Annotated in this window: 15 protein-coding genes; all 15 read left to right on the forward strand. The window is 35.4% G+C overall.

Annotated features, from left to right (window positions below):
• The first annotated feature begins 2 nt into the window (after positions 1-2).
• The 15 genes from rfbB (at position 3) to N5O98_RS04200 (ending at position 16,367) form a co-directional block, all read left to right on the forward strand.
• Entirely contained in the window at positions 3-1,067 is a 1,065-nt protein-coding gene (gene rfbB / locus N5O98_RS04130) for a dTDP-glucose 4,6-dehydratase (protein ID WP_004309284.1), read from the forward strand.
• Positions 1,068-1,072: 5 nt separating this feature from the next.
• Positions 1,073-1,477, forward strand: a complete 405-nt coding sequence (locus tag N5O98_RS04135; protein WP_004300047.1) for a sugar 3,4-ketoisomerase — start codon at positions 1,073-1,075, stop codon at positions 1,475-1,477.
• Positions 1,474-1,896 (forward strand): sugar 3,4-ketoisomerase, encoded by a 423-nt coding sequence (locus N5O98_RS04140; RefSeq protein WP_004300044.1) that lies wholly within the window; start codon positions 1,474-1,476, stop codon positions 1,894-1,896. The genes N5O98_RS04135 and N5O98_RS04140 overlap by 4 nt, the downstream gene beginning before the upstream one ends.
• A complete protein-coding gene (locus tag N5O98_RS04145) occupies positions 1,893-2,552 on the forward strand; it encodes an acetyltransferase (RefSeq protein WP_004309283.1) in 660 nt (219 codons plus the stop codon). The genes N5O98_RS04140 and N5O98_RS04145 overlap by 4 nt, the downstream gene beginning before the upstream one ends.
• A gap of 16 nt (positions 2,553-2,568) precedes the next feature.
• Complete coding sequence (locus N5O98_RS04150) at positions 2,569-4,068, forward strand: O-antigen translocase (protein WP_004300040.1); 1,500 nt, start codon at positions 2,569-2,571, stop codon at positions 4,066-4,068.
• An 8-nt stretch (positions 4,069-4,076) separates the two neighbouring features.
• Entirely contained in the window at positions 4,077-5,369 is a 1,293-nt protein-coding gene (locus tag N5O98_RS04155; protein ID WP_004309282.1) for a glycosyltransferase family 61 protein, read from the forward strand.
• A 145-nt stretch (positions 5,370-5,514) separates the two neighbouring features.
• A complete protein-coding gene (locus tag N5O98_RS04160) occupies positions 5,515-6,540 on the forward strand; it encodes a hypothetical protein (protein WP_224262690.1) in 1,026 nt (341 codons plus the stop codon).
• Positions 6,537-7,652 (forward strand): glycosyltransferase, encoded by a 1,116-nt coding sequence (locus tag N5O98_RS04165; protein WP_004309280.1) that lies wholly within the window; start codon positions 6,537-6,539, stop codon positions 7,650-7,652. The genes N5O98_RS04160 and N5O98_RS04165 overlap by 4 nt, the downstream gene beginning before the upstream one ends.
• 12 nt (positions 7,653-7,664) lie before the next feature.
• The gene (locus N5O98_RS04170) at positions 7,665-8,180 is read left to right on the forward strand and encodes an acyltransferase (RefSeq protein WP_004300033.1); all 516 of its coding nucleotides are present in this window, start codon (positions 7,665-7,667) and stop codon (positions 8,178-8,180) included.
• Positions 8,181-8,187: 7 nt separating this feature from the next.
• The gene (locus tag N5O98_RS04175; RefSeq protein WP_004309278.1) at positions 8,188-9,288 is read left to right on the forward strand and encodes a DegT/DnrJ/EryC1/StrS family aminotransferase; all 1,101 of its coding nucleotides are present in this window, start codon (positions 8,188-8,190) and stop codon (positions 9,286-9,288) included.
• Positions 9,289-9,295: 7 nt separating this feature from the next.
• Complete coding sequence (locus N5O98_RS04180; RefSeq protein ID WP_224262691.1) at positions 9,296-10,540, forward strand: glycosyltransferase family 4 protein; 1,245 nt, start codon at positions 9,296-9,298, stop codon at positions 10,538-10,540.
• 31 nt (positions 10,541-10,571) lie between these two features.
• Complete coding sequence (locus N5O98_RS04185) at positions 10,572-11,564, forward strand: NAD-dependent epimerase/dehydratase family protein (RefSeq protein WP_004300024.1); 993 nt, start codon at positions 10,572-10,574, stop codon at positions 11,562-11,564.
• A gap of 12 nt (positions 11,565-11,576) precedes the next feature.
• The gene (locus tag N5O98_RS04190) at positions 11,577-12,371 is read left to right on the forward strand and encodes a polysaccharide biosynthesis/export family protein (RefSeq protein ID WP_004300023.1); all 795 of its coding nucleotides are present in this window, start codon (positions 11,577-11,579) and stop codon (positions 12,369-12,371) included.
• A 9-nt stretch (positions 12,372-12,380) separates the two neighbouring features.
• The gene (locus N5O98_RS04195) at positions 12,381-14,819 is read left to right on the forward strand and encodes a GumC family protein (protein WP_117515280.1); all 2,439 of its coding nucleotides are present in this window, start codon (positions 12,381-12,383) and stop codon (positions 14,817-14,819) included.
• A gap of 501 nt (positions 14,820-15,320) precedes the next feature.
• Complete coding sequence (locus N5O98_RS04200; protein WP_004325717.1) at positions 15,321-16,367, forward strand: mannose-1-phosphate guanylyltransferase; 1,047 nt, start codon at positions 15,321-15,323, stop codon at positions 16,365-16,367.
• The last annotated feature ends 2 nt before the right edge of the window (positions 16,368-16,369 follow it).

Here is a 16,369-nt window from a genome sequence, read left to right on the forward strand (position 1 = left end):
AGATGAAGCGGAATATATTGATTACTGGTGGTGCAGGATTTATTGGAAGCCATGTTGTTCGCTTATTTGTGAATAAATATCCTGAGTATCATATTATAAATTTAGATAAGTTGACTTATGCTGGAAATTTAGCTAATTTGAAAGATATTGAAGGTCAGCCGAATTATACTTTTGTAAAAGCTGATATTTGTGACTTTGAGAGAATAATACAGCTTTTTAAACAGTATAATATTGATAGTGTGATACATTTGGCAGCAGAAAGCCATGTTGATCGTAGTATTAAAGATCCATTTATTTTTGCACAAACGAATGTGATGGGTACCCTTTCATTATTACAGGCAGCTAAGTTGGCTTGGGAAACTTCAGAAACGGGATATGATCATAAACTTTTTTATCATATTTCAACAGATGAAGTATATGGTGCATTAGATTTTGACGGAACATTCTTCACTGAACAAACAAAATATCAGCCACATAGTCCTTATTCTGCTAGCAAGGCTGGTAGTGATCATTTCGTACGTGCTTTTCATGATACATATGGAATGCCTGTTATTGTTACCAATTGCAGTAACAATTACGGGCCTTATCAATTTCCCGAAAAGCTTATACCTCTTTTTATTAATAATATCCGTCATGGTAAAGCCTTACCGGTTTATGGTAAGGGTGAGAATGTACGTGATTGGTTGTATGTAGTAGATCATGCACGTGCTATTGATATCATTTTTCATAAAGGAAAAATAGCTGAGACTTATAATATTGGTGGTTTCAATGAATGGACAAATATTGATTTAATTAAGGTTATCATTAAAACTGTGGATCGGTTATTGGGTAATCCGGACGGTACTTCCGAAAAGTTGATTACATATGTAGCTGACAGAAAAGGGCATGATTTACGCTATGCTATTGATTCTAATAAGTTGAAAAAAGAATTAGGATGGGAACCGTCTTTGCAATTTGAGGAAGGTATTGAAAAAACTGTTCGCTGGTATTTGGAAAATAACGAATGGATGGAAAATATAGCGAGTGGAGAGTATAATAAGTATTATGAAAGTATGTACAAAATATAAAAGTTATGAATGTATCAGATTGTAGGTTGATTGATCTTCCAAAATTTTTGGATAAAAGAGGTAATCTCTCTTTTGCCGAGGAATTTAAGCATATTCCATTTAAAATAGAACGGACATATTGGATATACGATGTCCCTGGTGGAGAGAAACGTGGAGGGCATGCATATAAAGAAAATCAGGAATTTATTATTGCACTTTCCGGTAGTTTTGATGTGCTCTTGGATGATGGTAAAGAGAGGAGAAAAATCCATTTGAATCGTTCATACTATGGATTGTACGTACCAAAGCAGATATGGAGACAGATGGATAATTTTTCTACTAATTCGTTAGCTTTAATATTATCTTCAACTCCATATGGAGAAAATGATTATATACGTGATTACGAAACTTTCAAAAATACTGCATTATGAGTAAAAATAGTACAGTCTATGACTGCACAATTATAGAGCTTGATAAGCATCACAGAGATGAAGGTAATATCACTGTGGTTGAAAATGTTAAAACTGTTCCATTTGAAGTAAAACGTACCTATTATCTATACGATATACCAGGTGGCGAGGCGCGTGGTGGACACGCTCATAAAGAATTGTTTCAGCTGGTGATAGCTGCTAGCGGTAGTTTTAATGTAACAGTTGATGATGGCAGTGTGAAACGTACCTTTTCATTAAATCGTCCTTATCAAGGTCTATATATTGTTCCGGGAATGTGGAGAGAACTGGATAACTTTTCATCTGGAGCAGTGTGCCTGGTACTTGCTTCAATGCCTTATGATGAAGCTGATTATATACGAATATATAAGGATTTCTTGGAGTATAAGAATACAAAATGAAAAAGCGGGTATTGATAATTGGTGGTAATGGACATGGTTCTGTTATTGCAGCTTGTATAAAAGATAATCAGAAAAACGGATACGATGAAGATATTGAAATCTGTGGTTTTGTGAACGATTTTGTAGATAATGTAGATGAGTATGCTGTTTTGGGAGGTACTGATAGAATTCAGCATTTTGTCGATGAAGGGTATTATTTTATATGGGGAATACATATGATAGGACGAAATGTCTTGACAGAAGAACTGTTTAAGAGACTAAATGTTCCATTGGATAGATTAGTAACAATAATACATTATACAGCATTTATTGGAGAGAACGTGGTTCTTCATCCAGGGGTAGTGGTCATGTGTCATGCATATATTGCTCCTCGAACAGAACTGGGCATAGGGACAATGGTAAAATCCAATACTTGTATCGGACACGATGTTAAATGTGGACCATTATGTCATTTTGCAATGGGTTCGATAACCGGTTCATTGGTGGTTATAGGTAAGTGTGCTGATGTTTCTATAGGTGCTACAGTTTTAGAAAAGAGAAAGATTGGCAATTTTGCTATGGCAGGAGCAAGAAGTTTGGTTACTCATGATATACCAGACTCTGAAATACATGTAGGGTTACCTGCAAAATTCTTGAGAAGAATTATGGAAGATTAATTCAATAATACTAGGAATGTCAGAAGCAATGGACACTGAAAACAGAAACTCGTATAAACAAAGCCTAAAAGCTACATCATTGTTTGGAGGGGTTCAAATCTTTAATATACTTATACAAATCATCAGGTCTAAATTTGCTGCAGTATTATTAGGCCCTGAAGGGATGGGGGTTATGGGATTGCTTAATTCTACCATTACAATGATTTCATCCTTTACAAATTGTGGTTTAGGGACCAGTGCCGTACGTAATATTGCAGAAGCTAACGGAGCCAATGATACTAAACGTATAGCTTTAATTATTTCTGTATTTAGGAGATTGGTTTGGATTACCGGATTGACAGGTGCATTGATTTGTTTGGTTTCAGCTTCATTGTTAAGTCAAGTGACATTTGGAAATACAGATTTTACTTTTGCTTTTATAATACTTTCATTCTCGGTTTTATTGATGCAATTAACTTCCGGGCAAAATGCTTTAATGCAGGGGATGCGGAAGTATCGTTATTTGGCGAAGGCCAATGTAGTTGGCAATGCAGTCGGTTTAATATTTATCATACCGTTATATTATTTTTGGAAGATAGATGCTATTGTCCCTGTTTTATTGTTTTCGAATGCTTTGATTTTTATCCTGTCTTATATATATGCCCGCAAAATAAAGATTGAGAAGGAAGAAATAACCATTACGGATATAAAAGTTGAAGGGCGAGATATGTTGAAGATGGGAGTGTTGATCAGTCTTCAGGGTATGTTGGCAATATTAGCTTCCTATTTCATTCGTATTTTCATAAGTCGTATGGGTTCTATTGATGATGTCGGGTTGTTCAATGCGGGGTTTACAATAGTCAACACATATGTTGGATTGGTATTTACGGCTATGGCAACAGATTATTATCCCCGATTGTCAGCGATAGCTTCGGATAATGACTCATTTGTTAGGGCGATTAATCAGCAGGCTGAGATTTCGTTACTGTTGCTTGCTCCAATAATTATTGCTTTTATCGCTTATATACGGGTAGCTGTAGTAGTACTTTATTCTACAAAGTTTATACCTACTGAAGGTATGATGTATTGGGCAATGGCAGCCATGTTTTTTAAAGCCATGGCGTGGAGTATGTCTTATGGTTTATTAGCGAAAGGTGATTCCAAAGTATACTTTTGGAATGAATTTATTACAGTTTGTTATGGATTAATTTTTAATATGATAGGGTATTACTATTGGGGATTAATAGGACTTGGCATATCATCATTCATTAAATATGGATTCTATTTTTTGCAGCTATGGATCATTTGTCGAATAAAATGTAATCTCAAATTTACCAGATCAATAATGAAATTATTTATACTATTTTCTTGTATCACTGCCATAGTCCTTACCTGCAAAATATTAATGTTTGGCTGGAGTGGATACGCAGTGGTGACAGTGTTTTTAGTTTTAACGACATATTATTCATATACGGGACTAGATCGTAGGATAGGGATTAGGCAGGTTATAATAAACAAATTACATCGTAAAAACTAATATGATGGATGATGAAGAAAATATTGCTCGAAATAAAACATTCAATAAATAAAAGAATCGGAAATGCTATAGAAAGTATATCATGTAGACTCTATTATCATTCAAAAAAGAACAGTTGGGGGCATTGTTTATATGCGATGAATAATATGGTTTTACGTTGTGTTTCGTTTGTACCGTTTGAAGTTGTTAGTCATCATGTCTATGCGAAATCGCATTTGACTTCATCTATAATACCACTTATTACTAATAGAGTAGGGTATACAAGTAAGTTAACCTATGAGTTGGAGCCTTTGAAGAAAGAACTGATATCAGTTCCGATGCAAGATATTTTTATTTATAAACATGAAGGTGTTAGAATACAAGGAAATTCCGATTTTATCTTAAATGTGAAAGAAAAGTGTGTAATTAACGACTTCTGTTATAATATGAACGATCGCTATGTGATGTTTGATGGGCTTTTATTGCGGTTAAAGAATAATGTTGCTGTTTTACGTAACGATGGCGGTATTGGGAAATGTCGTTATTTGAAGTCTGGAATTATGCTTTCAGGGAAATTTTCATGTAATTACTATCATGAATTGTATGAAATTCTCATTAAACTGCTTGTCTTCAACAGAATAAACATATCAAAAGATGCTCCGTTGATAATCGATGAAATCGTAATGAAAATAGATTCTTTTAAAAAGATTTTTGAGATTCTTAATGAAACCCAACGTGACATAATTACTATAGGAGAAAAAGAAATAGTAGAATTTGGTACTTTATATTCTCTTTCTGCTGTGAATTCTATTGCACCTCATTATAGAGATATTACTGATCCTGATCATTTATTTGGGTTTGTTTTTGATTGTCATTTAACATTGCAAATGCGTGATAAATTGCTCTTGTTTAAGTCTAATTTAGCAACTCCGAAACGCATTTTTCTGACACGGAAGAGTACAAAAAAGAGGCATTATAATGAATCTGAAGTTTGGGGAGTACTTAAAGAATATGGGTTTGAAGTTGTTGCTCCCGAAACATACACTTTTTGTGAGCAAATGGCCTTGTTTAATAATGCTGACTATATTGTGGGTGGTTCTGGAGCTGCATTTACAAATTTATTGTTTTGTCATAGCGGTTGTAAGGTTATTTGTTTTAGATCCATAAGAAACTATTCTCCAATATTTTCGACTATTGCTAATATTGTCGATGTTAAAATGCGGTATTTAGCTGGTATTTCTGATAGTACAGTAGATTTACATGCTGATTACATTGTCAGCACTGATAAACTGAAAAAAATGATTGATTATAATGAGGATTAAAAATAGTAATGACATAACTTATTTTATAGGAGGTATATTACTTTTGTTAACTCTAAGGCCATTTTTTACTTGGAGTCTAAGTGGGTCTTATGCGCAAATTGTATTTCTTTTCCCATTGGCGATTCTATTCTGGCGGAATTATAGAATGAATAGATTGAATGTGCTGTATCTGTTTTTCTTTGTTTTTACCCTTTTGTTAGCTTCTATTTCTCAAAATCGTAATCTGATAGGATTCTTTTTTATGATTATTTTGGCAGCAGTACCTTTTGGATCGAAAAGATTTATGGTTAACGTGTTTGATAGGTACAAAACGTTATATTCTATAATAATTGGAATATCCATTTTGGTATGGCTGTTACTTTTCTTTGGTATTCCTGTCCCTGGAAAAATAATAGCTCCTTTGAATGCTGTAAAAACATATAATTATATTGCATATCCATTTTTAGTTATTCCCAACTATTTAGGGGCAGGTCTTGATGTTTATTTTCAATCATTAAGATTTTGTGGCCCTTTTGATGAGCCGGGTGTTGTTGGTACTATCGCCGGACTTATGCTGTATATAGATAATTTTAATCTGAAGGATAAAAGGAATATATTTATTTTAATTTCTGGACTTCTTTCATTGTCTCTATTTTTCTATGTCCTTTCTGCCATTTTTTTAGTGTATTTTTTATTTTCTAGAAATGTCAAGGTCGTATATAAATTCTTCATCTCTTCTTTAATGGCATTGTTAATTGTTTTTTCTATGCAAAATACAATGACTAGGTTGTTGATTTGGGATAGATTGGAATATGATAAAACACAAGGGATGATCAGTGGGGATAATAGGGCTGATAGTAGTTTAAAAAGTTATTTTAATTCTATTCAGGGTACAAGTCAATATTGGTGGGGGGTAGATAATAAGAGACAGTTGGCAAACTTCTCGGATAGTGCTGGTTATCGAAATGCAATTCTGTCCAATGGAGCTGTTGTCTGTATTATGTACCTGCTTTTCTTTGTTCTTTATGCCTTAAATCGTATAAAGTCCATATGGTATATTCTTATATTTATAACCTTGCTACTTGCTACATTATATCAGCGTCCTGGGTTATTTTCTGTTAATTATATCTTTCTATTTTCTATGTATATAGTAATGCACGACAAACGTGAAAATATAAAATTAAATCCATGATGCATATTTGTTATCTCACAGGGCTTTATTCTCGAAAAGACCCATTGATCTTTGACCGTCAGGGGAAGGCATTGGCAATGGCTGGCTATAAAGTTACTATTGTTGTTTGTGACTTAGAACCGAATGAAACAATTGATGGTATTGAGTTTATTTCGTGTAACTATAAGCCATGCTCGCGTATAGAGAGGATGCTGAATACCAAGAAATTTCTTTATAGGAAAGCACTGATGATAAATGCAGATGTATACCAAATTTCTGATCCGGAGCTATTATCTCTTGGGGTTAAATTGAAACATAAGGGATATAAAGTTGTATTTAATCTTCGTGAGTTTTATCCTGGCATCATTCATGATAAAGCATATTTGCCTAAAATGGCTCGTAATGTAATTGCAGTGCTGATGGAGAAATATCTGAAGTCATCTCTAAAGAAATATAATGCTGTATTTACTGTAACTGATGATACTGACAATCGCCTTGAAAAGTGGGGAATAAAGAATCATTATGTTATTAAAAATTTCCCTGTTGTATCTTCCAGGTTTACTTTATCCAAGGAGGAATATTTATCCCGTAAAAATGTTCTTGGATATATTGGAACAGTCTATTGGATTAGTTGTCAAAAAGAAGTATTAAAAGCTTTAGCGGAATTGCCGGATATCAAATATTATGTTGCAGGTGTGATTGAAGAAGGATATGTTGATGTTCTTGAAACTTTTCCAAACTGGAAGAATGTGGATTTTGCAGGGCCGTTTAAGAAAGAAGAGATATCAACAGTTTTTTCAAAAATGACTATTAGTAATACTCTTCGGGATTTTAGTCGGACAGGCAGTCCGAATGGATCTTTTGGTGTGTTGAAAATATTTGAAAGTATGGAGGCGGGGTTACCGGTGTTGCTTTCGGATGTGAAATGCTATCGTGAAATTGTAGAAAAATATAATTGTGGAATTTGTGTTGATCCACATAATTCGCAGCAAATAAAGGAGGCTATTCAATATTTAGTTGAAAATAAGGAAATGGCTTATCAGATGGGGCAAAATGGTCGGCGAGCAGTTTTAGAAGAGTATAACTGGGAAAGTCAGGCTAAACTATACATTGAAGTATTAACAAATATATAAAGCGAGGAATATATGATACACCCACTGGCTGACTGTCAAAGTAAATTGATTGGTGACGGGACTACTATATGGCAATTTTGTGTCATCTTAAATGGTGCTGTTATTGGAAGTAACTGCAATTTATGTGCCCATGTTTTTGTAGAGAATGATGTTATTATAGGTAACAATGTTACTGTAAAATCAGGAGTACAATTGTGGGATGGTCTAAGAGTAAAAGATAATGTTTTTATCGGAGCAAATGTCTCTTTTATTAATGATTTGATTCCTCGTTCAAAAGTCTATCCAAGTGAATTTTTAATGACGACACTTGAGGAACATTGTTCGATCGGAGCCAATTCTACAATAATGGGAGGATTGATTATTGGTGAGTACGCTCTTGTCGGGGCAGGAAGTGTTGTTACAAAAAATGTTCCGGCACATGAGATTTGGTTTGGTAATCCTGCATGTAAAAAAGGGTATATCACTAAAGATGGTATTGCCCTGGACTTAAATATGTGTGATAAAAATGGAGTTAAACATAAAATATAAAACGGATATGATTAAATTTTTAGATTTACAGAAAGTTACTGCAAAATATGCAGAAGAGATTCATGAAGCAGTATTGAGAGTCGTTGATTCAGGGTGGTATTTACAAGGCAAAGAAAATGCAATGTTTGAAACACATTATTCTTCATATATTGGTACTAAATATACTATAGGATGTGCTAACGGCCTTGATGCATTGATTTGGATTTTCCGTGCTTATATTGAAATGGGGATAATGAAACCTGGAGATGAAGTTATCGTTCCTGCAAATACCTATATTGCTTCTATTTTAGCCATTACTGAGAACGGACTCATTCCTGTGTTGGTTGAACCCAATCTGGAAACATATCAAATTGATGATTCTAAGATTGAAAAAGCTATAACTTCTCGTACAAGAGCTATACTTATAGTACATCTCTATGGTCAGTGTGCGTATACTGAGAAAATAGGAGAATTATGTGAAAAATATAATCTTAAGCTTGTAGAAGATAATGCGCAGGCACATGGCTGCAAATTTAATGGGAGAATGACAGGCTCGATAGGCGATGCTGCAGGGCATAGCTTTTATCCGGGTAAAAACTTAGGTGCATTAGGGGATGCAGGAGCTGTGACAACGAATGATGATGAGTTGGCACATATAGTAAGGTCGGTTGCTAATTACGGATCTGCAAAGAAATATGTTTTCCAATATGTAGGGCGTAATAGTCGTCTTGACGAAATTCAGGCAGCTATTCTTGATGTTAAACTCCGTTATCTTGATAATGATATACAATTAAGAAAAGAAGTTGCAAAATATTATATAGAAAACATTGAGAATCCAGCGATTATTTTGCCAATTGTGAAAGATTGGAATGCACATGTATTTCATCTTTTTACAATTCGTTGTGCAGATCGTGATGGCTTGCAACAATATTTAGCAGAGAATGATATTCAAACTAATATCCATTATCCTATTCCTCCTCATAAACAAGAATGCTATAAAGAATGGAATGATCTTAGCTTTCCAATTACAGAATTGATTCATGCTGAAGAATTGAGTATTCCAATGAGTCCTGTTATATCTATGGAAGAGGTTGAAAGGGTTGTAAAAGTGTTGAATGCTTGGAAGTAATAATCTTATGATGAAAAAAAAGACTATTTGGTTCATAAATAAAGATGCAGCACCTATTGAATTTTATGGCACTCATTTGAGAACAATAAAGTTGGCACAATATTTTCAATCAGAAGGCTATAATGTGAAATTGTTTTGTTCTAGTTATGTTCACAATAGAAACTTATGTTTGTCTGACTCTAATAAGACATTTGAAGAGAAAACTTATGATAATATCCCTTTTGTTTTAGTAAATGCAGGTTGTGGATCTACTAATGGGATAAGAAGGATTATATCATATTTTAGGTTTGCGGTTAAATTATTCATCCATAGAAAACAATTTGAGAAACCGGATGTGATAATTCATACATCTCGTATTCCTTTTGATATTCCAATTTATCAACTTGCTAAAAAGGTAAAAGCAAAATATATCGTGGATGTTACAGATTTATGGCCTGATTCATTCGTAAGCTTAGGCTTATTGGGAAAAAATAATCCATGCGTGAAAATTGCTTATTGTTTAGAACGATATATTTATAGTAAAGCAGACAACGTTGTTTTTTCTATGCCTGGTGCAGTTAATTATGTGAGAGAAAACGGATGGGATAGTGATCAGGGGGGGACAATTGATTTAAACAAATTGCATTATATAAATAATGGTATTGATTTGTCTGAGTTTAATGTTAACATGCAAAGATACAAAATAGAAGATTTTGATTTGGCAAACGATAAAACTTTCAATATTATTTATCTGGGAAGCATTCGATTGGCAAATAATCTTAAACTGCTTATAGATTCAGCTAAAATATTGCAGAATAATAGTGTGCAGGTCTTGATTTATGGTGATGGTGAGGATAGGGCTTTTTTAGAGCATTATTGTGAAGAACAACAGATTACAAACGTAAAATTTAAAGCAAAATGGACATCACCTGAGTATGTGCCATATATACTTTCAAAAGCAGATGTGAATGCTCTGAATTATTCTACTAATTTCGGGAAGTATGGTGGCAGTATGAATAAGATGTTTTTGGGACTGGCAAGTGGTAAACCATTATGTTGTAATGTAGGAATGCCATACAGTATCATATTAGAGGAGGGTGTCGGAATAGACTGTAAGTTAACTGATCCGCAGGATTATGCCGCTGCTATACTTTCGCTTAAAAACTTGCCTTCTGATGAGTATCAGACAATATGTAATAAAGCGAAAAAAGCAGCCGAAAAATATGATTATGCGAAACTATGCGTGAAATTTAAAGATGTCTGTAATTTGTAAATTGTTAGTAAAAAGATAATTAGTAAAAAACATGAAAATAACTTTAATTGGTGCGTCAGGTTTTGTCGGGACTCGTTTGATTACACTTTTGAAAAAAGCACAAAGATATGAGATGTTGAATATTGATTTGCAACAAAGTCGTTTCTTTCCAGAAGTTACAGCAATTGGTGATGTACGTGATCAGGATTATTTAGATAAGAAATTGGAAGGGGCTGAATGTGTTGTTTTATTAGCAGCACAGCATCGGGATGATGTTGTTCCGGTATCTCTTTATTATGATACAAATGTAGGTGGTATAGAAAAGACATTAAAAGCAATGGAGAAAAATAATATAAAACGAATCATTTTTTTTTCATCTGTTGCAGTATATGGTCTAAATAAAAAGAATCCAAATGAAGAATATCCGGCAGATCCGTTTAATCACTATGGGAAAAGTAAATGGCAGGCAGAGCAAATTTTGCATGAATGGTATAAGTTACATCCGGATTGGAATATTGATATTATTCGTCCAACAGTCATTTTTGGAGAACGTAACAGAGGCAATGTGTACAATTTATTAAAGCAAATTGCGAGTGGAAAGTTTCTAATGATTGGTTCTGGAAACAATAAAAAGTCAATGGCTTATGTCGGTAATGTTGTTGCTTTTGTAAAATACATGATTGATGAGGTTCGGACAGGTTATAATGTGTTTAATTATGTTGACAAGCCGGATTTTACAATGAATGAACTAGTGGCTCATGTGAGCAAAGTTATGAATAAACATATTCCGGCTACTCATTTCCCTTATTGGTTGGGCATGATAGGAGGATATTGTTTTGATATATTTGCTTGCATTACTCGTAAGAAATTGGCAGTAAGTTCTGTGCGTGTGAAGAAGTTTTGTGCAACAACTGAATTTGATGCTGCTAAAATACATTCTTCTGTTTTTAAAGCTCCTTATTCTTTAGGAGAGGGGCTGGCAAGAACTTTAGAGTTTGAATTTATATACCCCCCTACAGATGATATTACTTTTAAAAGTGAATAAGATGATAAGAATATGGAAAAAGTAAATAAACTAATATGTATGATATTGTTGTCTTTTTTATTAGCAGCATGTCAATCTTATAAAAAGGTACCTTATTTGCAAGACGTGGAAGCAGTCAATCAAGCTACTCAGCAGGAAACTCTTTATGATGCAAAGATCATGCCGAAAGATTTATTGACAATTGTGGTTTCGTGTACCAGTCCGGAACTAGCTGCACCCTTTAACTTGACAATTGCCAGCCCGTCTAATTTATCAATACAGTACACTACTACTCAGCCTGTGTTACAACAATATTTGGTTGACAATGAAGGGAAAATATCTTTTCCAGTATTAGGAGCACTGACAGTTGGAGGGCTTACAAAGAAACAGGCAGAGCAGTTAATCGTTGATAAATTGAAGCCTTATATGAAAGAAAATCCTATTGTTACAGTACGTATGGTAAATTATAAGATATCAGTCATTGGAGAGGTTGCTCGACCGGGTACATTTACTATTTCTAATGAGAAGGTGAATCTATTGGAGGCATTGGCCATGGCTGGTGATATGACGGTATACGGTCTTCGTGATAATGTGAAGCTGATTCGTGAGGACGCAAATGGCAAACAGCAAATTGTCACTTTGGATTTAAATAATGCCGAAACGATTCTTTCACCTTACTATTGGTTACAACAGAATGATATTGTTTATATAACTCCCAATAAAGCAAAGGCTCGAAATTCCGATGTGGGCAATAGTACCAGCCTCTGGTTCTCCGCTACCTCTATCTTGGTATCCGTTGTCAGCCTATTAGTAAACATCTTAAAATAACGATTTGCAATGAAAGAAACAGAATTCAACGGAACACAAGAGCCTAAGGAAGAAAGTATAGATGTCAAGGAACTGCTGTTTAAGTATTTGCTCCATTGGCCTTGGTTTGTGGGGGCGGTTGTGGTATGTTTGATTACAGCATGGGTCTATTTGTATATAGCTACTCCTGTGTATAACATATCTGCTACGGTTTTAATAAAGGACGATAAAAAGGGAGGTAGTGCCGGAATGCTTTCTGGGCTAGAGAGTTTGGGATTGGATGGTTTGATGTCTTCTTCACAGAATATTGATAACGAGATTGAAGTGCTCCGTTCCAAGACTATCGTCAAAGAAGTGGTTGAAGATTTGGGCCTCTATATTTCTTATACGGATGAGGATGAATTTCTTTCCAGGAATATGTATAAAACTTCACCAGTACAAGTGAGCATGACTCCGCAGGAGGCCGATTTATTGGAGAAACCGATAATTGTGGAGATGATATTGCAACCACAAGGAAGTCTGGATGTGAATGTGAAGCTTGGCGATGATGAATATCAGAAACATTTCGAAAAGTTACCGGCTGTTTTTCCTACCGATAAAGGAACATTGGCTTTTTTCCTGACACCGGATTCTGTATTATCTAAAAGAATATTGGAAAAAATTACAGATTCAGAAAAGACTACACGTAATATTACAGCAACAATTAATAAGCCTTTGGCTGTAGCGAAAGGGTATTGCAAAAATATGACTATTGAGCCTACTTCCAAAACCACTTCTGTGGCTGTCATATCATTGAAAAACTCAAATGTACAACGCGGCAAGGATTTTATCAATAAGTTATTGGAGATGTATAATATCAATACGAATAATGATAAGAATGAAGTGGCACAGAAAACAGCAGAATTTATCAATGAACGTATTAGTATTATCTCCAAAGAACTGGGTAGTACGGAAAAGGATCTGGAAAGTTTCAAACGTGGGGCGGGTATTACGGATTTGACCAGTGATGCACAAATAGCTTTGACGGGTAGTGCTGAATATGAAAAGAAGCGTGTGGAGAATCAAACCCAGATTAATTTGCTGCAGGATTTGCAAAAATATATGCAAAATGAAGGTTATGAGGTTTTACCTAGTAATATCGGATTGCAGGATGTGAATCTTGCGGCTGCCATCAACCGTTATAATGATGTGCTTGTTGAGAGAAAACGTTTGCTGCGTACATCAACGGAGAATAATCCTACCATTATAAACTTGGATACAAGTATTCATGCCATGAAAGAGAATGTACAAGTATCTTTAGACAGGGTTTTGCGTGGATTGTTGATTACAAAGGCAGATTTGGATCGTGAAGCGAATCGTTATTCCCGTCGTATTAGTGAGGCACCTGGTCAGGAGCGTGAGTTTGTGAGTATTGCTCGCCAACAGGAGATAAAGGCCGGACTTTATTTGATGCTTCTTCAGAAGCGTGAAGAGAATGCGATAACTCTGGCTGCTACAGCCAATAATGCGAAGATTATAGATGACGCTATAGCAGATGATACTCCTGTATCTCCTAGAGGCAAGATAATTTATCTGGTTGCTTTAGTGTTAGGAATCGGAATTCCGGTGGGGATTATTTACCTGCTCGAATTAACCAAATTCAAGATTGAAGGTCGTTCTGATGTAGAAAAGCTTACTTGTGTGCCTATTGTTGGTGATATTCCATTGACTGATGAAAAGCAGGGTGCTATTGCTGTATTTGAGAATCACAATAACTTGATGAGTGAAACTTTCCGCAATATCCGAACGAATCTTCAGTTTATGCTTGAAAATGACAAGAAGGTGATTCTGGTTACTTCTACGGTTAGTGGTGAGGGTAAATCTTTCATCTCTGCTAATCTTGCTATTAGTCTTTCTTTATTAGGGAAGAAAGTAGTAATCGTTGGTCTTGATATTCGTAAACCGGGCTTGAATAAGGTATTTAATATTCCGAGAAAAGAAGTTGGTATAACTCAATATTTGGCTAATCCGGAAAAGAACTTGATGGATTTAGTACAGCTTTCTGATGTCAGTAAGAATCTTTATATTCTTCCCGGTGGAACAGTTCCTCCTAATCCTACCGAATTATTGGCTCGTGATGGACTGGATAAAGCGATTGAAACTCTTAAGAAGAATTTTGATTATGTGATTCTGGATACAGCTCCTGTTGGTATGGTTACTGATACCTTGTTGATAGGACGTGTGGCTGACCTGTCTGTTTATGTCTGCCGTGCAGACTATACTCATAAAAACGAGTATACTTTGATTAATGAACTTGCTGAAAACAATAAATTGCCTAGCCTGTGTACTGTAATAAATGGTTTGGATCTGAAAAGAAGAAAATACGGTTATTATTACGGTTATGGTAAATATGGCAAGTTCTATGGTTATGGTAAGCGCTATGGTTACGGTTATGGATATGGAGAACATTTTCATGACAAGGAGTCATAAATTCAACCAATATAGCGGTTAATAAACTTTGACATAGAATTCGCCAATATATATTTTATTGGTGATCGAGATTTTTTTAAGTTAATAATGTCATAGAGTACTTTTAATACTTTACACAAAAGTGAGATGGAACATGTAGGTCCCTAACTTCATGCTACACACATGAAGCACCCTACATTTTGTGGTCAGGAAATGTGCGGCGGTGTATTCCTGATCAACGCCCTCATGTCGGTGTAAATCCGATGTGATTTCTATTATATCAACTGTCTGTGAAGATCGTTGATATTTGAAATGATATTATCACTAGATAATATACAACTCAAAACGGGAGACAGCACTTTTGTTGTCTTCCGTTTTTATATTGAATACTTCTTCATTATAAATATTGGTACTTTATCGGGAGCTTACAAATACTCTTATTTTTATTTGCTGTTTTGGACATTTTAGCGTAACTTGCACACCTATTTTAAAGAATATTTTTTTTACAGGAGAATAACAGGTATGGATAATCATGTTGTAATAATGGCTGGTGGCATAGGGAGCCGCTTTTGGCCGATGAGCACTCCGGAATGTCCTAAACAATTTATTGATGTAATGGGATGTGGCCGGTCGCTGATTCAGTTGACGGCAGATCGTTTCGACGGTGTTTGCCCCAGAGAAAATATGTGGGTCGTAACTTCTGAAAAATACATTGATATTGTTCGGGAGCAGTTGCCGGAAATTCCGGAAAGTAATATTTTGGCGGAGCCTTGTGCGCGCAATACTGCGCCCTGCATTGCTTTTGCTTGCTGGAAGATCAAGAAAAAACATCCGAATGCTAACATTGTAGTAACTCCTTCGGATGCATTAGTCATTGATACGGGAGAATTCCGTAGAGTGATGGAGAAAGCCCTTCGTTTCACAGATGATGGCAGCGCCATTGTAACGATAGGTATCCGGCCAACTCGTCCGGAAACCGGATACGGATATATTGCTGCTGCCGATCAGCTCCAGACAGATAAAGAAATTTACACCGTAGATGCATTTAAGGAAAAACCGGATAAAGAGACTGCCGAAAAGTATCTGGCAGAAGGCAATTTCTTCTGGAATGCGGGAATCTTTGTATGGAATGTGCGTACTATTACTTCCGTGATGCGTGTATATGCTCCGGGCATCGCACAAATTTTCGATCGCATTTTCCCCGATTTCTATACAGAGAAAGAAAATGAAACGATCAAGAAGTTATTCCCTACTTGCGAAAGCATTTCTATCGACTATGCAGTGATGGAGAAAGCACAGGAGATTTATGTACTTCCCGCTTCATTTGGCTGGTCAGATCTGGGTACATGGGGAGCACTTCGCGGTTTGCTTCCACAGGATAAGTCTGGAAATGCAACCGTAGGAACCGATATCCGTTTGTACGAAAGTAAAAATTGTATTGTGCATGCCAGCGAAGAAAAACGAGTAGTCATTCAAGGCTTGGATGGATATATCATTGCAGAGAAAGATAACACATTATTGATCTGCAAGTTGGAAGAAGAGCAAAGAATTAAGGAATTCTCGAAATAAAA

The organism is Bacteroides sp. LFL-34 (assembly GCF_027257075.1).
Classification (GTDB): domain Bacteria; phylum Bacteroidota; class Bacteroidia; order Bacteroidales; family Bacteroidaceae; genus Bacteroides; species Bacteroides ovatus.